Consider the following 17,632-nt stretch of genomic DNA (forward strand, 5'->3'; position numbering starts at 1 on the left):
CGCCTCAGGTCCGCGGCCGAGCCGCCTGCAAAGTCCCCGCAGGCAGCCGATCCGCTCCCCAGCTCCGCTCGACGTAACCGAGAATCCGCTCGACGTCCTCGGCGGGCACCTTCTCCGGCTCCCCGTGCTCCCGCGGGTCGACATGGAAGATGTACAACCGGGACGCGAACTGGTCGAACGGCAGCGAAGCCTCGCCGAACCGCTCGCCGTTGCCCGCGGTCGAGACCACGACGCCGTCGCCCCAGTCCTGGCCGCTGTCGTTGTTCGGGTTGTAGAAGTACACCCGCATGACGTCCTCGGGGTCCGGGGCCGTGCGCAGGATCGTGATCGCGTGCCAGCCGACGTAGCGGGCCGCGCTGTCGGTGACCGCGATGCCGGCCGGCTGCGGGTGGATCAGCGGCTGGTCGCCGTTGTAGGCCGGGTGGTAGCTCGCGTGGAACTGCCGCAGGAAATCGTCCGGGTCGACCAGTTTGCCGGTCGCGACGTCGACGTTGATCCGGAATCCCCGCGACGCCCACCAGCCGTGGAACTCGGGGTTGACCCAGCGGTGCGGGTCGCCGGGGCGGTCGGCGCAGCGGCGGCCCATCTCCGCGTAGATCCGGTCGAGATGCGGCACGACCAGCGACGACACCGGATCCAGGTCGGCGGGCAACTCGGCGGACAGCCCGGCTCCGCTTTCCTTCGACGAGACCGGCTGTCCCTCGAAGTGCATGACGACCTCGTCGTCGCGCGCCGCCCACACCACGACCTGCAGCAGGTAGTCCGGGTCGTTGTAGGCCCACATCGACAACGCGCGCGCCGACTGGCAGGTCGGGTTGTCGCCCTGCCCGACCCCGAGCGGCTGGCCCAGCATCGAGAGCACGCCCGCGAGCAGCCGCGCCTCGGGTCCCGGCTGGTCGCCGAACACGAGCGTCAGCCGTTCCCGCGCGGCGGGCGACAGCTCCAGCGCCAGCTGCCGCCACAACGCGGGCACCACCGGCGGCTCGTACAGAATGCCGCGGTCGAGCAGCAGCGCGAGCCCGTAGACGCACTGCGCGGTCTGCGGGTGCACGGCCTCCTCGATCAGCCGGTGGGCCAGGTCGTGATAGCGCAGCAGGCAGTTCCGGCCCACGTCGGACAACCCGAGCGCCTCGCCGAGCAGGTAGTCGCTCTCGTGCGCCAGGTACCGCAGCAGTTCGGCGTGATACGGCGACACCAGGCCGGTGTCGTGCATGGCCCGGGCGAACCCGGCCGCCTCGTACTGCAGGCTCGCCGCGTCCATCGCCTCGAGCCGGGACCGGAACACGTCGACGCCCGGGTCCTCGCGGCAGGCCTCGGTGGTCCCGAACAGGCTGGTGATGAGCCGGTCGAGCCCCTGCACCGAGGACCCGCCGAGGTCGACGTCCGGGTCGCCGCGGTAGATCGAGATCCGGGTGATCAGCGACCGGACCTGGTCGACCTGGATCGGGCGCTGGCGCAGGATCCGCCAGATCTCCTCGACCACCTTGTCCAGGATGCTGTCGTAGCCGATCTGGTCGGCCAGGTACCGCAGCAGGTCCCGGATCAGCTGCGCGGTCCGGCCCTGCCTCGTCCGCTCGGCCTCGCTGGGCGGGGTGAACAGCAGCTCCAGATTCGCCCCGAGCACCTGCGACAGGAACACGCGGGCGTCCTCGGCCGACAGCGTCGGATGCTCGTAGTCGCCGCACGCGACCGCCAGCATCCGCAGTTCGCTGGTCGCCTCGATCACCACGGTGTCGGTGTTCCCGCTGTGCAGGCCCGGGCCGACCAGCGCGGGGATGAGGATCTCCGGGGTGTCCCAGTCGGTGTCCTGGAAGACCCCGGCCTCCTCCAGCGCCCGCGCCCGCGCCCGGACCGCCGCCGCGCCGTCCGGCTGGAGCAGCACGCGCCGCAGCGCCTCCAGCACCCGCCGCAGCTTCGTGTGCTTGCCGAAGTCGCGGGTCGCGGCCATCGCCGCTACAGCGTCGTCCAGCGACGCCACGCGTTTGGCCAGCGTCGCATTCGTGCCGGTGACGTCGGCGTTCGGCTCCAAGTGCGTCCTTCGGTCGGGGTGGCGGACACGTCGTGGGTCAGACGTAGAAGTCCAGTTCTTCCTGTTCCTTCAGCAGGTCGCGCATCCGGTAGGCATCTTCCCCGAAGAAGTACAGCAGACCCCAGTGCGTGCCGAACGCGGTCCTCTTCGTCACCGTCTCTTCCAGCGGCGCGGTCAGGTCGTGCGACTCGTAGTAGTCGTCGTCCTCGGTCTGTTGCGGGATCCGCAACTCGCTGACCACGCGGCGGCGCGGGTACACGCCGAAGCAGCCCGCGACGCCGGTCGCGTCGACGACCTCCCTCGGGAAGAAGGCGTCGATCTCCTCCTCGGTCGTCTTCGGGTCGAAGGACAGGACCAGCGCCTGGTAGGCGTTGAAGCCGTAGGCCCGTTCGAGCAGCTCGAAGACCTTGAACCCCGGCGGCCGGTAGGCGACCTCGCCGAAGTACATCTCGCCGTCGCTGGTGACGAAGTACTCCGGGTGCACGAAGCCGAACTCGATGTCGAAGGTCTTGACGAGCTTCTCGATCTGCTCGGTGATCTGCGGCCGGTACCGCTCCAGCTCCGGGGTCGCCGGCACGAACACCGAGTACCCGAGCGTGACGTACTCCGAGATGTTCAGGAACTTGACCTTGCCGCCGTGGATCCACGCCTCGACGGCGAACTCCCAGCCGTCCAGGTGCGACTCCATCAGGACCGGGAACTCCTCGTCCGGGATCGAGTCGATCTCGTCCGGGGTGCGGATGACGCGGTGGCCGAGGCAGCCCGCCTTGTCGAACGCCTTGAGGTGGATCGGGTCGTTCGGGTCGCCGTCGAGCTTGAGCAGCGTCTGGTTGACCCGCTTGAGGAACCGGACCACGTCGTCGCGGGCGTGCGCCTCCTCGAAGATCCCGACCCGGATGCCGCCGAGCTGCGCGCGCCGCTTCATCAGCGCCTTGTCCCGCAGCAGCATGGCCTGGCCGAACAGGCGCGGGTTGTCCATCAGCACCGAGTTGATCGCCCCCGCCCATTCGACGGTCTCCTCGAACAGCGGGATGGCGACGTCGACGCCTTCCTCGTGCAGGATTTCGGCGATCTCCATCGAACGGTCGTTGAGCCGCTCGAAGTTCCACAGCAGGTACGGGATGTCGTGCTCGACGCAGTACTTCTCTGCCCAGTCCGGGGCGACCACGACGTAGCGCCGGTCGAACCGGTCGAGCGCCTCGACCGCGTTGAGCGACCAGCCGAGCAGCGCTACGTATCCCTTGTCCGGATCCTTCGCGATCGGCTCGGACTCCTGCATAAAGCGTTCCTCCGTTCAGCACGCGCGGACTCGCCACGGCGTGGCGGCCACAGCCGTGCTGAAGTCATATACCCGTAACCGGCGGAATGAAACGGAGCCGTCCCGCCCAGCAAGGACCAGCACGCGGGAACGGTTGTGCCGCAAGGCTTTCCCGGGCTACGCGGCCCCGCTTGCCCGCTCGAGCAACGCGCACGCCGTCGCGAACGCCCCCTCCAGGTCGTGTCCCATCCCGGTCACCACGTCGTCGAGCCCGCGCAACCCCGCCCGTTCCAGCAAGGTTTTCTCGTTCGTCACCCACTCCCCGCGCGCGGCCAGCACCCCGTGCCCGGCCTGCATCGCCGCCACGCCAACCGAAGCCGCGGTTTCCGTGACCCGCCCGTGCCGCACGTACGCCGTCTTGGCGTACTCCAAAGTCCGCGCCGCCGAAGCACGCCAGAACTTGGGCGCGTTCTCCCGCAACAGTTCCGGGTACTCCGGCCGCGGCAGCTCCCCGCGCAGCACCCGGTTCAGCGCCAGCTCCGCCACCACCAGGTAGCTCGGGATCCCGGCCAGGTGGAACGCCAGCGGCTCCCAGCGGACCCGGCCTTTCTCCGCCTCCGCGAGCTCGTGCTCGACCACGTCCAGGTCGCGGTAGTGCACGTCCACCGGCCGCCCCTGGACAGTCAGCCACGCGCCGCCGTTGAACACCCCGCCGCCCCATTCGCCGAGGCCGGACACCTCGCCGGGCAGGCCGAGCGCGCGCAGGTCGTCCGGGTCGAAGGCGCCGCGGTAGTACACCGCGCAGTCCCAGTCGCTGTCCGGGCGGTGGGTTCCGCGCGCCCGCGAGCCGCCCAGCGCCACCGCCTCGACTCCGGGCAAACCGGACAGCAGCTCCGCCACGTGCTCGGCGAACGTTTCCTCGTCGTTTTCCCGCATCAGGAGAAGATGCCATGAATCTCTGCCAAGATCGCCTGTATTTCGCCGGTTGTCCATCTGGCCTGGGGGTCCGAATGCACCGTTTACGCACCATCGCGGTCGCCGCCGCGGCTGTCACCGCGCTCGGCGCCGCGCCCGCGAACGCCGCGCAGCCCTTCTCCGACACGATCTTCGCCGCGACGCACAACAGCTACTCCGGCAACGTCGACGGCGCGAAGGGAGCCATCTCCTACCAGCTCGACCAGGGCGTCCGGTTCATCGAATTCGACGTCCACGACAACGGCTACGCCACCCGCCGCGACTACGGCATCGGCCACAGCTCGCCCGGCGACCTCGTCGACCACGCGGGCAACCCGGCGTCCGACAGCCTTCGCGACTGGCTCGCCGTGGTGAACACCTGGTCCGCGGCGCACCCGGACGCGGCGCCGATCGTCGTCATGCTCGACCTGAAGGACGACCTCACCGACAACGAGTCGTTCGCCGCCGGAAACCTCGGCGCGGTCAACGCCGAGCTGAGTGCCGCGTTCGGGCCGCGACTGCTCTCCCCCGCCGCCTACCGCACCGGCGCGACCACGGATTCCTTGCGCGGCAAGGTGCTCCCGCTGCTCTCGGGCGACGGCGGCACGCGCGCCGCGTATCGCCGGGATGTCGGGTACCACCCGGCGGTCGCGGTCAACAGCCGCGGCCAGGTCGTCGAGGTGCACGATTCCGGCGGCGGCGCGCTCTGGTACTGGACCGGGCAGCTTGGCGCCGACGGACGCGTCAGCTGGCAGCGCCACGGCCGTTACGACAGCGGCCAGACGCCCGCGGTCGCGCTCGACGACTCCGGCCGGATCGTCGAGGTGCACCAGTCGCAGAGCGCCACCACGCTCTGGTACCACACCGGACAGCTCGGCGCGGACGGCGAAATCAGCTGGTCGGCGAGCCACCAGTACGACAACGGGGTGCTGCCGACGGTCGCGTTCACCGGCGGCGGGCTCCGCGAAATCCACCGCAGCCAGTCGAGCAACCAGAACTGGCAGTGGCGCGGCACGCTTTCCGGCGACACAGTGACCTGGACCGGCAACGCGAAAACGTCCGATCCTCGTTACGACAAGGCGAACGCGGGACGGATCTCTGTCACCACCGGCGCCGACGGTTCCACACCGGCGCAAACCCTGCGCTACTCCACGGATCTCGTCAGCGGCGGCCGGGTGCAGTACCAGCAGGTCGCGTTCGACGAATACCAGCAGGGCGACCCGGCCGAACTCCAGGACGGGCTGTTCTACGGGGCTCCGGCGAAGGAATCCGCGTTCCTGGTCGCCGCACGCAAGAGCGGGCACGTCGTCCGCGGCTGGGATTTCGACAACGCAGGCCTCGCCACCGATCCGCTGGTCAACTACCCGGCGACCAACCACCCGTACGACGACTGGTACCGGCAGCTCACCAAGGACGCCGCCCGGTAGCGAGCGGAGGTCACCGGACGCTGCCGCTCATCCGGTCCACGGCGTCTTTGGCTTCCTTCAGGCCGGCGCCGGTGACTTCGCGATAGCGTTTGATCGCGGCGATCGTCTTTCCCTCACGCAGCAACGGCTCCAGTTCCGCGGCGAGCGCGCCGTCCGGTTCCTGGACACCGAGGTGGCCGAGCACCAGATCGAGCTTGCGCTCCAGCCGGGTCATCCGGCGCTCGAGCGATCTGGTGCTCGAACCCCAGCCCGTGCTGAGCACGATTCCGAGGACCAGCAGCGCGACGATCAGCCACAGCAATTCGATGTTCACGCGCGCAGCGTACTTGTCCGTATTGTCCGGGAAGATCAACGGGACCGGGCCGAGTCGAGGCTAATGTGCAACGATGCGACCTGGGCACAGCGAGCCACTCGACACCTCGCGCGGCGCGATCGCCGAAGGCCTTGCCGCAGGTGCGCTGGACTGGTTGCTGAGCGCCGCGCGGACCACCGACGCGGGCCTGGTCTGGGGGACCACCGCGACCGACGACGACGTGGACCCCTTCCTCTACAGCGGAGCGTCGGGAATCGTGCTCGCATTGCTGGAAGCCCAGCGCCACTTCGGCGACGACCGCTACGGCGACGCCGCCCAGCGAGGCGCGCGCGCCATCGCGGCCGCGGTCGATCACGAGAAGGCGTGCTCGCTCTACTTCGGCTTGACCGGTATGGCGTTCGCTCTCCACGCCGTCGGCACTCTGCTGAACGACACCTCCGCGACGACCGCCGCACAGACCGCGCTGCGCCATGTGCGTTCCCGCTTCGACGGGCAGCGGTGGGGCGACATGGTCGAACTGCTAGCGGGCAACGCCGGCATCGGCTTGGGCGCATTGTCCTGCGGCGATCTCGACCTGGCCGTCCTCGCCGTCGAACCTTATCTCCGCTCAGCCGATCCGACTCCCGGCGGCGTGAACTGGGCGGTGCGGCCAAGCCCGCCGCGATCGCACCACATGGCCCACGGAACGCTCGGCATCGTTGTCGCATTGGCCACGATCGGGAGCGCCGCCGGCCGCCGCGATCTGATCGACCTGGCGCTGGCCGGTGCCGCTGACGTGGTGGCACGCGACGAAGCCGGGCCGAACGGTTTCCTGGTTCCGCACTCCGACCCGCAACACCGGCCGGACCTGATCGAGCGCTACAGCTACGGCTGGTGCAACGGCCCCGCCGGCGACGCACAGGCCTTTCGGCTGCTCGGCGCGGTCACCGGCGACCCGGCATGGGCCGCTCTCGCCGATCGGTGCTGGCACACCGTCACCCAGTCCGGCCTGCCGCGCCGGATCCGCCCAGGGTTCTGGGACAACAACGGTTCGTGCTGCGGCACCGCCGGAGTGCTCGCGCTGGCGTGCGATCGGCACGTCGAACAGCGGGAGCGCTCCGGCTTCAGCGCCACGCTGGTCGACGACCTCGCCGTTCGCGCGACCTCCGATGCCGCGGGCGTTCGCTGGTCCAACCACGAACCCCGGGCGACGCCCAGCGTCCTGGAACCTCGCACGGGCTGGGCGATGGGGAACGCCGGGATCATCCGGGAACTGCTGAGGTTCGCCCGCGTCAGTGCCGGCCGCGATCCGGCCTACGCCACACCGTGGCCGGGCCACCCCGTCGCCTCTCCCATGACCGGTCTCGCAGGTCACGGGAGGGGCGCGGAGACGGTGTAGCGCAAGGAAGGTCTCTGACCTCGACAGGCATCAAAAGAGGACCCGCCTCGGCCCCTGCTCCCCTGGCCAAGATCACGTCCGGTCCGGGCCTGCTGGCAGCCAAGCGATATCGTGCCCCGTTGACGTCGAAGCCGTCGCTGGCGAGCCCGCTGCCGTCCGAGGCGCCGCGGTGCTTCGGACGGGTCGGTTCCCTCGCTGAGGAAGGTGTTCATGTTCCGTTGGCGCACAGCTCTCGCCGCGATCACCGTCGGTGCCGCTGTCCTTCCCCCACCGCCCGCGGTCGCGTCCGAGTCCTCCGGGAACGAGGCCGCCTCCTCGTATGCGGACGTGCTCGATCTGCAAGGCGTGCCCACGTCGGCTCTCCCCGGCTCGGCGGGCGGCGATGTCAGCGACATCAACGTGTTCGCCGACCGCGGCGCTTGGCACGCCTACGCGCTGCCCAAGGCCGGCGACACCGCGTCCTACGGCGCGTTCACCGGGCCGCTGTACCTCGCGCAGGAGTACCCGTGGTGGCTGAGCGCCGGGTTCAGCCGGCTCAACCTGAGCGAAGCCGGGCACCCGATCAACCTCGCGGACGCTCGCGACCCGTCATTCAGCTCGCTGCCCGGCGCGCTGCGGCAGAGCTTCGAGGTCGACGGTCTGCGCGTCGTCATGGAACTGCGCTACGCCAGCAACCGCACCGCACTGGTCCAGGCCACTGTGGAGAACGCCGGACACCGGTCACGGTCGATCAGTGCAGGCTGGAGCGGCACGCTGCTGCGGCCGGACGCCGGACCTGAGCACGACGCTCCCCGGCTTTCCGCGACCAAGGACGGCGTCGCGGTCGGCTTCGCCAAGGTGCGCGAAACGAACGACTACCTGACCGACGGCACCGAACGGTTCCAGGTCGCTCACGCCGACCCGGTGACCACCACGGTCACCGGCGACACGTACACCACCAAGAACGACGCTCCCCTGGTGCTCGGCCCGCACGGCCGGCGAACGCTGAACTGGACCGAGTCCTACACCTTCACTCCCGCCGAGGCCGCTGCCGACACACCGGCGGCGAGGCGCGCATTGGCTCAGCCGTGGCGCACCGCAACCGAGGACGACGCTCGCTGGCGCGGCTACGTCGCCGCCGCCACGCGCGGGGTGCCACCGGACCGGCGGCGGCTCGCGGTGAAGTCGGCCGAAACGCTGATCACCAACTGGCGCAGCGCGGCGGGCGCGTTGAAGCACGACGGCATCACGCCCGCGATCTCCAACAAGTGGTTCAACGGCCTGTGGGCATGGGACACCTGGAAACAGGCGGTCGGCACCGCCGTGTTCGATCCGGCGCTGGCCGAATCCCAGATCCGTTCCATGTTCGACTACCAGGTGACCGCGGCGTCGGCGACACGGCCGCAGGACGCCGGAATGATCCCGGACGCCGTCTTCTACAACGACCCGGCCCACGGCGGCGGCAACTGGAACGAGCGCAACTCCAAACCGCCGCTCGCCTCCTGGGCCGTCTGGTCGGTCTACCAGCGCAACGGAGATCTCGGGTTCCTGCGCGAGATGTACCCGAAGCTGGCCGCCTACCACGCCTGGTGGTACCGCAACCGCGACCACGACCACAACGGCCTCGCCGAGTACGGCGCCACCGTCGACCCCGCCAACGCGACCGCCGAGGACAAACGCCTGGCGGCGGCGTGGGAAAGCGGCATGGACAACGCACCGCGCTTCGACGCGAAACTCGGCGCCACCGTCGTGGACAACACCTCGCCGACCGGACAGGTCGTCGGCTCGTCCCTCGCCCAGGAGTCAGTGGATCTCAACTCCTACCTGGTGATGGACAAGAAGACCTTGGCGCAGATCGCCGACCGGCTCGGCGACCGCCGGGCAGCCCAGGCCTACCGCGCCTCGGCGGCCAGCGTCGCGGCGGCCGTCCAGCGCACCATGTTCGACCCGGCCACCGGCTGGTTCTACGACACGGAACTGGGCACCGGCCGGCGGCTGACCGCACGCGGCAAGGGAATCGAAGGCGTCATCCCCCTGTGGGCCGGAGTCGCCACTCCCGGCCAGGCGGCAGCCGCGCGGAAGAACCTCCTGTCCCCCAACGAATTCGACACCCGCGTGCCGTTCCCGACCACCGCGGCGAGTTCGCCGTACTACCAGCCGACCGGCTACTGGCGCGGCGCGGTGTGGCTGGACCACGCGTACTTCGCCTTGGAAGGCTTGCAGCGCTACGGATACGGCGCCGACTCAGCGGCACTGGCCGGCCAACTGCGCTCGAACGCGGCCGGCATGCTGGGCAACGGGCCGCTGATGGAGAACTACAACCCCGCCACCGGAGCGCCGATGAACTCACGAGGCTTCAGCTGGTCCGCGGCGATGCTGCTGGCACTCGACCACCCGCAGCGAACCTGACGCACGGCCAGGAATCCGTCGGGCCCTGACACCGTCCATGCTTCGTATTCGTCGTCGGGGCCCGGATCGCCGCTCCGTTGTGCAACGCACCGCCAAGCGTGCGGAATCTCGGCCAGGACGCTGGGATCGTCGGTGAACACCGGCGGCAGTACCGGCTCCGCGGCCAGGAAGGCCAGGCAGAGCACGCAGCCGTAGCGGGCATCTGCCCGGCCAGCGACGACGCCGCGCGCCGGCTTCCCGCCCCCAGCGCCGCCCCGACCAGGGATTGCGCCGCTATGGCAAGGGAATCCTGCACCAGGGTGAGAACCATCCACAGCTGCCAGACGATCTGGTGCGCACCGACCGCGGCAGTGGACGTGCGGGCGGTGGCCGAGATCAGGCACACCTGAAAGGCCAGCGTCCGGACCATCAGGTCCCGGCCCAGCACGAGCTGGGCCCGAAGCGTCGGCAGGTGCGGCCGGGCGAACGCGTTTTCCTTGGCCAGCGAGCGGAGGAACAGCCCACCGGAAATGGCCTGCGCGGCGACGTTGGCCACCGCCGATCCGGTCAGCCCCACCCCGCCAGGCAGACGAAGATTATTTCGTTCAAGATTGGCGTTGTCGTGACTGGCAGCGACTGCGCATCGCCGCACGGCAGCCCACCAAGCCGATCCGTTGGACCCTCATTTTCAGATCAATCGCTGCATCAGGTCCTGCCGCCGTTCCAGCGTCCAGACTTCATCATCCCAAATCCGACGACGTGAAGCTCCGATGCTATGGCACCAGCGCACTCACCGCGTCAATGACGAGATCGAACATTCCAGGAGCCGGGCGTTCCGGGATGAGGGCGCCGCCGAACTCGCCTGGACGGTGGATGTACACGGTGCGCATTCCTGCTTCCGCGGCCGCGGCGAGGTCGTACGGATGCGATGCGACCAGAGCACACCGGGCCGGTTCGGTCGCCACCGAGGCGATCGCAGTCCGGTACATGTCTGGGTGTGCTTTGAACCGCCCTACCAGCTCCGCGGTCAGGACGAGATCCCAGTGCCAGCCGTGCCGGCGGGCGAGATCGACGATCACGGCGGTGTCGACGTTGGAGAATGCCGACACGACAACGCCCTGATCCCGAAGCTTGTCCAGGCCCGCTGCCGTGTCCGGCCAAGGCCGCTGCTGCGTCCAGGCATGCACAAGCCGCTCGTGCGCACTGGGGTCGACCTTGAATCCCAGGTCGCGAGCGATTCCGGCAAGACCGTCCGAATACACCGCTCGTGACGACCGCCATCGGCGATCCGGAGTGCCGGATGTGTTCGCAGTCCAGAATTGCCGCCACCGCACCAGCACCTCCGCCCGCTGGCTCGCCGTCAATCGCGGCAGCTCCTGAGTGAGCGCCTCCGATACCGGAGCAGCGAAATCAGTCAACGTGCCCTGAACGTCGAAGAACACCGCGTCGACATCACCGAGTCCCGTTAGGTTCCCCATAGGCCCAAGGTACCCGGCCGACGATGCGGCAACTCGTCGCCGCGTCGTCAGCCCACCCGTCCGGAACAAGTGACCAGCACGGAAATCCCTTCCCGCACAGATGTATCCGCACCTTAGCTCGTCGTTCCTTCCTCCACGCTGTTTCGAAGTCGCGGCGTCCGCGGCCGCCGGGCGCGTTGACGGCCGCGGACGTGCTGATCCGCAGAGATCAGCAGTGCCGGGCTTCTGGTTCCCGACACTAGGAAGACGTGTCGCAGCAACGAATCGTGAGATCGGATCCGGGAATCAGGGCCGCCACCGCCCCGCCGGGGTTGTTCGCTCGGCGCTCGACCAGTGGCCGCAGCACCGGCATCGGTTGCGAGACCGCGGGGTCAGCGTCGAGGTCGGGCGACTGCCGGACCGTGTCCACGATGCCGGACAGTCAGCCGGGCCAGCAACCTCGTTGCAGGCAAAGGCCGTCTCGGCACGCACCTTGCCCGGGTGCCCGGCAAGGAGCCGCACATAGCGGTGCCAGGGAATGCCAGCTCAGGGCAGTCAGGCAGCCCAGATGCCCGAACTGCCCCGCCGGTGCGAGCCGAGCAGATGGGTGTCGACGATGCCGATCGCCTCCATGAGCGCGTACATCGTGGTCGGCCCGACGAAAGCGAACCCGCGCCGCCGCAGTTCTTTCGACAGGGCAACGGATTCGGCGGACTTCGTGGGGATCTCGTCGAACCGGACGGGGCGGGGCGTGTCCTCCGGCCGGAACGACCACACCAGTTTGGCGAGGCCCATTTCCTCTCGCAGCGCGACAGTGGCACGGGCGTTGGCGATGGTCGCCTCGATTTTCTTCCGGTTGCGGACGATCCCGGCATCGGCCATCAGCAGTTCGACGTCGGCGTCGCCGAACGCGGCGACCGTGTCCGGGACGAAGTCGGCGAACGCGGCGCGGAAAGCGGGGCGTTTGCGGAGAATCGTCGCCCAGGACAGGCCCGCCTGGAAGCCTTCCAGGCTGATGCGCTCGTAGACGCCGTGCTCGTCGGTGACGGGCATGCCCCATTCGGTGTCGTAGTAGTCGCGCAGCAGCGGGTCGGCCGCGGCCCACGCGGGGCGGGCGAGTCCGTCGTCCCCGACGACGACGTTCGGGTCCGGGGTCATGCGTTCATCCTTCGAGACCGGTGGTGCGCATGGTGATGTTGATGCGGCCGCTGTCAACGCCGCAGCCTTCGGGGACTGTGCCCGGGTGTACCCGAGTGACGCCGTGATAGGCGAGCCGGGCGGCGCCGCCGAACACGAACAGGTCGCCGGAGGCCAGGCAGACGTCGGTGTAGGGCTTGCCGCGGTTTTCGGTGTTGCCGAACCGGAAAGTGCAGCTGTCCCCGATCGACAGCGAGACGACCGGAGCGCGGGAGATCTCGTCCTTGTCCTGGTGCATTCCCAGCCGGGCGGCCTCGTCGTAGTAGTTCACCAGCGCGGTGTCTGGGGCGTAAGAATCAGCGTCAGCGTGGCCGGTCGCACGCAGCGCGCGCCGGCCCAGGCGGGTCATCCAGTCCGGGAACGGCAGAACCTGGGCGCCGTTCACGTCGGTGGCGTCGCGCGTGTACTTGTACGGCTGCCAGTGCCAGCCCAGGCACACTGTGCGCACCGACATTTCGTGTCCGCGGACCTTCGCGGCGCGGAGGGGGACCGGACCGCGCGTCCACTCGCGGAACTGGTCGGCGAGCCAGGATTGTTGTTCCAGGGTCAGCCAATTCGGGACGTGGACGGCCCCCGGGGCCACAATCCGCCGGTCGCGTTCGCCGGACATCGGCGGGAAAAGCGTGCTCATCGAGTGTCCTCCGCGGCACGGGAGCACGATCCGTGCGTCACCCGCCACGAAGCGCCCGCCGCCGTGACTCCGGCGAGGCCGTCCAGGTTGGCGAGGCCGACGAGGGCGAGGGTGCGCGGATCGCCGATCCCGGCGGTCGCCAGGGTGCGGTCCGGGCTCCAGCGCGTGGACCACAGGAGCCGCCGGGTCATTTGCGCCCAGCCGGTCGCCGGTCCGGTCATGATCCACAGATCGGGGTCCGCCGCGGCGAATCGGGACGCGGGGCGCAGCCAGGACGCGCCGGTCTCGGGCCAGGTGATCGTGGCGAGAGTCCGGCCGCCTGCCCGGTCCCAGGCGGATTCGATCGAACGTGCGGCGGCGACTGCACGAACAGTGCGGCCGGAGCCGATCGCGACGTCCCTGGCGCCGCGGCCGCGGGCGAGCCGGACGATCGCCTCGATCTCGGCTTCGGCGGCGATCAGGTCCGAGTCGTGCCTGGCGGGGCTGGTCAGCAGCGGGCTGGTCAGGGTGTCCATGGTTCGCCGTTCTCCAGGGAGGTCTTCCATTTCCGGTACCGGTCCTGGCAGCAGCATCCGCAGGGGCGGTAGCCGGCCGCGACGGCGGTGGCCTCGTCGGCGAAGAAGACCCGGTGCCGGACATAGCCGCCGCCGGCGATCGCGCGCAGCGCGGACGCGCAGTCGAGCCGCCCGTAGATCTTCGAAACCCGGTGGCCGCCCCACCGCCCCTCGGCCGCGGACCGGAACGGCGTGCCGTCCGGTCCGAGCAGGGTGTAGGTCTTCTTCGCCTCGTTCATGCCGCGTCGTGAAAGACGAGGGCCAGGGTGTGCCGTTCGCCCGACCGGATGGCGGACACGCCGTGCCGGACCGGCGCGGCCGACCAGCCCCTGGCGGATTCGACCGGCCGGTCGCGGGTGGTGAACAGGTAGCCGTGCCCGTGCGGCAGCAGGGTGGCCGTTCCCCGGGACTGGGCGCGGGGACGCTGTTCCAGCAACAGGAATTCGCCGCCGGTGTGGTCCACACCCGGCTCGTTGAGGTTGATCACGACCTGCAGCGGGAACACCAGATCGCCGTACAGGTCGCGGTGCAGCGCATTCCAGTCCTTCTCGGCGTAGCGCAACAGGATCGCGGTCGACTTCGGCTGGCCCGCGTCGTGGCACATCCGGAGCCACTCGTCGAGCGTGTCCGGCCAGGGCGCGGGACGGCCGAGCTTCGCCCACCAGTCACGGGCGATCGGCAGAAGACGCGGGTACAGCGCCTGTTTGAGCCGCTCGACCGGCTCCGGGTACGGCGCGTGGAAGTACCGGTACTCGCCGCGGCCGAAGCGATGCCGTCCCATGTCGACGGTGCTGCGGAACAGCTCGTCCCGCCCGTACAGGCCCCTGATCTCCTCGGTTTCCTCCGGGGACAGCAACTGCGGAAGCAGCGCACCGCCGTACTCGTTGACTTCAGCGGTGATCGCGGCCCAGTCCCCCGACTCGACGCGCTCGCGCCAGCGGTCCCGGGTGCTCATGCGGCCTCCAGATTCAGCAGAGCGGTCTTGGCCGCGGTCCCGCCGATGTATCCGCCGTACGTGCCGTCGGAACGCAGCACGCGATGGCACGGGACGACGATCGGCAGCGGGTTCGTCGCGCACGCCGTGCCGACCGCGCGAACGGCCTTCGGGCTGCCGACGAGTTCGGCCATGTCCCGGTAGCTGCGGGTCTCGCCGTAGCCGATCTCCGGCAGATGCGTCTGCACGAGCCGCCGGAATCCGCGCGACAGCGACAGATCCAGCGGTAGGTCGAACGTCCGGCGGCTCCGGGCGAAGTACTCGTCGATCTCGCGCGCGGCCTCGTCCAGCCGCTTCGGCGCGCGCAGGATCCGCGGGCTCAGCTTCTGGCCGAGGGCTTCCAGCACCTGGTCGTGGTCCTCGCTGGCGTAGGCGACCCGGACCAGTCCCTCCGGGGTCGCGGCGAGCAGCAGCTTGCCGACCGGCGAGTCGACGGTGGTGTAGGCGATGTCGACCAGACCGGCCGCTTCGGCCTGCTGCTCCAGTTGCCGGTGGAGCCGGTCCAGGAGACCGGCCGCGACGGGCGTCGACGCCAGCGCGACCAGGTCGTCGTCGTTCCGGTTGCCGTTCATGACGATGCTCCCTTCGTGATCGCGCCCGGATGGTTCTTTCTGAGGTTCTTGAGCCCGTCGGCGACGGCTCTGCGCGCCGCGTCGACAGAACCGCCGAGGATCTCCGCGATCTCGGCGTACCGCAGCCCGGCGACGTAGCGATAGGCGACGGCCTGCCGCTGCTTCGCGGGCAGATCGCGCACCGCGGCCCACAGGTCGCCGTCCTCCGCATTGGACAGTCCCGGTGGCGCCGGTTCCTCGGGGATTTTCTCCACCGGCAGCGGATTCCGCTTCGTCGCGCGCGCCACGTCGATCGCTTTGCGGTGCGCGATCGTCACCAGCCACGCCTCGACGTTCGCCGTCTCCGGCAAGTCGGGATAGGCGCGCATCGCGGACAGGAACGTCTCCGACCACGCGTCTTCCGCGTCGTGCGGGCCGAGCACGACCCGGCAGACGCGCAGCACGGTCGCGCCGTGCCGCGCGACTATGCGTTCAAAAGGCTGCTGCATGTCCATCCCGCCGAAGACGTGGTCACGGTCGCTGGGGTGAGATCGCCGGTCACGACGAGCGTCCCACAGTGAGCAGGGCCTGCTCGTGCTCCAGCAACGCCCGCTTGCGCGACAGCCCGCCGGCGTATCCGGTGAGCGCGCCGGTCGAACCGACGACGCGATGGCACGGCACGAAAACGCACAACGGGTTCGCGCCGAGAGCCTGCCCGACCTGCCACGCGAGACTCCGGTCGCCCAGCTGCTCGGCGATCCGGCCGTAGGTCGACGTTTCGCCGCACTGAATCGTCTTCACGAGGTTCCACACGGAGTGCTGGAAGTCGTCGCCTTCCGCGGCGAACGGGAGAGCGAACTCGCGGCGTTCCCCCGCCAGGTACTCGTGCAGCTGCCGGGCCGCCTCGCCGAGCAGCGGATCCGCGGAAACCGCCGTCTCCCGGCCGAACGCCGCGCGAGCCGGCCGGCGGACATGCCGCTCGAAGTACAAACCGGTGACGGCCTCGTCCTGGGCGATCAGCGCGACCGGCCCCAGCCTGGTCTCGACGACGATGTGCCGAATGCTCATCTGCGTTTCCTCTCTCTGCTGCCCAGCAGACGACCGGCGCGTGCAAAACGTGAGATCCGCGGGCATCCGGCGAGGGTTGTGCGGCGCTTAAGCAGAGCGAGCACAGCGGAACAGGAACCACCGCCGGGGGCGGACCGCGTCGTCGCCGTCGAGCTGGAGCAGGGTCAGCCGCCGAGCTAGGATCGATGGTTCGCGCCGGACCTGCGCGGGGACCGGAATACGCGGCGCAAACGTGCCGTGGTCCTGTTCGCCTGCCTTCGCGGCTGCCAGGCTCTGGTTGCTCGCCCGGAGCACCTTCCGTCTGCCCTTCCGCAAGGTGCTCGTGGACGACGACATGCTCCGAGCCACGAAGCGCGCGCTGTACCTGAGGCTGGCGGACGACCAGTGGTTCCGGGTCGGCCCGCCAGCGGCCAACGGCTTGATCAACAGCCGGGGTTACGTCTGGGTGGTTGGCCCCGAACCTTCGGGCCGTGCAGGGGTCGTGGTGCCAGGTTCAGTGGCAACGGCCGTTCTGCGCGCCAACGATCTGCCCGGCTCGGCGCATCCGGTGTCCCCTCCGGTGCCGCGTCCGACCGACAACGCGCAGCTGCGCCTCATCGTCCGGCTCTACCAGCCCCGGAGAATCGCGGCCGCCGTCACGAGGCTCGCGCTGGCGGCCTGGCTGGGCGCCACCTACGCGCCGCTGCTGCTGCACACCTACCGGCAATCCGACGAACTCCTCGGGCTCGCCACGTTTCTCGGGCTTTATCTGGCCGCCGCCCTCATCTGGACGTCAGCGGCATCCCTGCACCACTGGCTGATCCACGCACCGCGGGCGCTTCGGGCAACCCAATGGACCCCATTGCGGATCGTCTCCGGCTCGATGAGAAACGGCGGCGACCGACGGAAACTCGCCTGCCGGGCCGCCACGCCGGAAGGATCCCGCATGGTGTCGATCGCCGGAGCGCCCTTCGTCGCCGCAGCCCGCACGACCGGGGTCCTGTGGGTAGCCGGCCGGCCGAAGAAAGGCGTTGTCCTGATCGGGTTGCCTGGCTACCCGATCCTCGGCCAGGCGAAACTGGGGCGCATCGAGCGCCCTTGACCGGCGCGGTCAGTTGCCCCGCGAAACGTAAAGCGGCCCTCGCTCTCCCACCCCGACGGGGAGAGCGAGGGCCTCGCCCACCGGCTGGAGGGTCGGTGTTCCTCCCAAGAACACCGGCCCCTCCGGCCTGCGGGCGCTCAGGCGGTCCGCTGCCTGAGCCGAGCCGCCCCGACGGCTACGACCGGCATCGACGCTTCCCGCAGCGCCGCCCGTTCGACCGGCCGCCGGACCGTCCCGCTGGGAGTCCGCACGCAATATCGCTCCACGGATTCCATCAGCACGGCGGCGACCATCACGACCACGGGCGTAGCCAGCGCGAACCACATGGTGCCTTTGGTACCCAAGCGCGCGGAAAACCAATCGCCCTTTCCCC

General features: G+C 69.7%; 18 protein-coding genes and 1 pseudogene. 4 read left to right on the plus strand and 15 right to left on the minus strand.

Annotated elements, in window-relative coordinates:
* Positions 1-4: 4 nt before the first annotated feature.
* From ACFXI3_RS32650 to ACFXI3_RS32660, 3 genes are all read right to left on the minus strand, one after another.
* Entirely contained in the window at positions 5-2,029 is a 2,025-nt protein-coding gene (locus ACFXI3_RS32650) for a hypothetical protein (RefSeq protein WP_344276682.1), read from the minus strand.
* Positions 2,030-2,066: 37 nt separating this feature from the next.
* A complete protein-coding gene (locus ACFXI3_RS32655) occupies positions 2,067-3,308 on the minus strand; it encodes a carboxylate--amine ligase (RefSeq protein WP_344276685.1) in 1,242 nt (413 codons plus the stop codon).
* A gap of 156 nt (positions 3,309-3,464) precedes the next feature.
* Positions 3,465-4,223: a nucleotidyltransferase domain-containing protein gene (locus ACFXI3_RS32660; RefSeq protein WP_378404769.1), complete on the minus strand. Its 759-nt coding sequence runs from the start codon at positions 4,221-4,223 to the stop codon at positions 3,465-3,467.
* A 74-nt stretch (positions 4,224-4,297) separates the two neighbouring features.
* Here ACFXI3_RS32660 and ACFXI3_RS32665 point away from each other — a divergent pair, with 74 nt between their 5' ends.
* On the plus strand, positions 4,298-5,668 hold the full coding sequence (locus tag ACFXI3_RS32665; protein WP_378404771.1) for a hypothetical protein: 1,371 nt from the start codon (positions 4,298-4,300) through the stop codon (positions 5,666-5,668).
* 10 nt (positions 5,669-5,678) lie between these two features.
* Here ACFXI3_RS32665 and ACFXI3_RS32670 read toward each other — a convergent pair whose 3' ends face one another.
* Entirely contained in the window at positions 5,679-5,981 is a 303-nt protein-coding gene (locus tag ACFXI3_RS32670) for a ribosomal protein L7/L12 (RefSeq protein WP_378404772.1), read from the minus strand.
* Positions 5,982-6,054: 73 nt separating this feature from the next.
* Here ACFXI3_RS32670 and ACFXI3_RS32675 point away from each other — a divergent pair, with 73 nt between their 5' ends.
* Together ACFXI3_RS32675 and ACFXI3_RS32680 are read left to right on the plus strand one after the other, a co-directional pair.
* Positions 6,055-7,359: a lanthionine synthetase LanC family protein gene (locus ACFXI3_RS32675; RefSeq protein WP_378404774.1), complete on the plus strand. Its 1,305-nt coding sequence runs from the start codon at positions 6,055-6,057 to the stop codon at positions 7,357-7,359.
* A gap of 210 nt (positions 7,360-7,569) precedes the next feature.
* Positions 7,570-9,747, plus strand: a complete 2,178-nt coding sequence (locus ACFXI3_RS32680) for a trehalase family glycosidase (protein ID WP_378404776.1) — start codon at positions 7,570-7,572, stop codon at positions 9,745-9,747.
* Positions 9,748-9,839: 92 nt separating this feature from the next.
* On the opposite strand, the pseudogene ACFXI3_RS32685 reads toward ACFXI3_RS32680, so the two are convergent.
* The 10 genes and pseudogenes from ACFXI3_RS32685 to ACFXI3_RS32730 all read right to left on the minus strand — a co-directional run.
* Positions 9,840-10,306 (minus strand): annotated as a pseudogene (locus ACFXI3_RS32685) (MATE family efflux transporter); the annotation flags it as partial.
* A gap of 193 nt (positions 10,307-10,499) precedes the next feature.
* Positions 10,500-11,204 (minus strand): haloacid dehalogenase type II, encoded by a 705-nt coding sequence (locus ACFXI3_RS32690; RefSeq protein ID WP_378404778.1) that lies wholly within the window; start codon positions 11,202-11,204, stop codon positions 10,500-10,502.
* 534 nt (positions 11,205-11,738) lie between these two features.
* On the minus strand, positions 11,739-12,341 hold the full coding sequence (locus tag ACFXI3_RS32695; RefSeq protein ID WP_378404780.1) for a DNA-3-methyladenine glycosylase I: 603 nt from the start codon (positions 12,339-12,341) through the stop codon (positions 11,739-11,741).
* Between the two features lie 4 nt (positions 12,342-12,345).
* A complete protein-coding gene (locus ACFXI3_RS32700) occupies positions 12,346-13,011 on the minus strand; it encodes an alpha-ketoglutarate-dependent dioxygenase AlkB family protein (protein ID WP_378404782.1) in 666 nt (221 codons plus the stop codon).
* The gene (locus tag ACFXI3_RS32705) at positions 13,008-13,526 is read right to left on the minus strand and encodes a hypothetical protein (RefSeq protein ID WP_378404784.1); all 519 of its coding nucleotides are present in this window, start codon (positions 13,524-13,526) and stop codon (positions 13,008-13,010) included. The genes ACFXI3_RS32700 and ACFXI3_RS32705 overlap by 4 nt, the downstream gene beginning before the upstream one ends.
* On the minus strand, positions 13,514-13,804 hold the full coding sequence (locus ACFXI3_RS32710; RefSeq protein ID WP_344276716.1) for a metal-binding protein: 291 nt from the start codon (positions 13,802-13,804) through the stop codon (positions 13,514-13,516). Before ACFXI3_RS32710 ends, ACFXI3_RS32705 begins: the two co-directional genes overlap by 13 nt.
* The gene (locus tag ACFXI3_RS32715; protein ID WP_344276719.1) at positions 13,801-14,520 is read right to left on the minus strand and encodes a 2OG-Fe(II) oxygenase; all 720 of its coding nucleotides are present in this window, start codon (positions 14,518-14,520) and stop codon (positions 13,801-13,803) included. Before ACFXI3_RS32715 ends, ACFXI3_RS32710 begins: the two co-directional genes overlap by 4 nt.
* Entirely contained in the window at positions 14,517-15,131 is a 615-nt protein-coding gene (locus ACFXI3_RS32720; RefSeq protein ID WP_344276721.1) for a methylated-DNA--[protein]-cysteine S-methyltransferase, read from the minus strand. The genes ACFXI3_RS32715 and ACFXI3_RS32720 overlap by 4 nt, the downstream gene beginning before the upstream one ends.
* Complete coding sequence (locus tag ACFXI3_RS32725) at positions 15,128-15,619, minus strand: RNA polymerase sigma factor (protein WP_378404787.1); 492 nt, start codon at positions 15,617-15,619, stop codon at positions 15,128-15,130. The genes ACFXI3_RS32720 and ACFXI3_RS32725 overlap by 4 nt, the downstream gene beginning before the upstream one ends.
* 49 nt (positions 15,620-15,668) lie before the next feature.
* Complete coding sequence (locus ACFXI3_RS32730; RefSeq protein ID WP_378404789.1) at positions 15,669-16,178, minus strand: methylated-DNA--[protein]-cysteine S-methyltransferase; 510 nt, start codon at positions 16,176-16,178, stop codon at positions 15,669-15,671.
* Between the two features lie 322 nt (positions 16,179-16,500).
* Here ACFXI3_RS32730 and ACFXI3_RS32735 point away from each other — a divergent pair, with 322 nt between their 5' ends.
* Positions 16,501-17,259 carry a hypothetical protein gene (locus tag ACFXI3_RS32735; protein ID WP_378404791.1) on the plus strand — a complete coding sequence of 253 codons (759 nt, stop codon included), beginning with the start codon at positions 16,501-16,503 and terminating at the stop codon, positions 17,257-17,259.
* Between the two features lie 137 nt (positions 17,260-17,396).
* Here the strand turns inward: ACFXI3_RS32735 and ACFXI3_RS32740 are convergent, their stop codons facing one another.
* Complete coding sequence (locus ACFXI3_RS32740) at positions 17,397-17,585, minus strand: hypothetical protein (protein ID WP_344276733.1); 189 nt, start codon at positions 17,583-17,585, stop codon at positions 17,397-17,399.
* Between the last annotated feature and the right edge of the window lie 47 nt (positions 17,586-17,632).

This window comes from Amycolatopsis sp. NPDC059235 (assembly GCF_042754125.1).
In the GTDB taxonomy this organism is placed as follows: Bacteria; Actinomycetota; Actinomycetes; order Mycobacteriales; family Pseudonocardiaceae; genus Amycolatopsis; species Amycolatopsis albidoflava.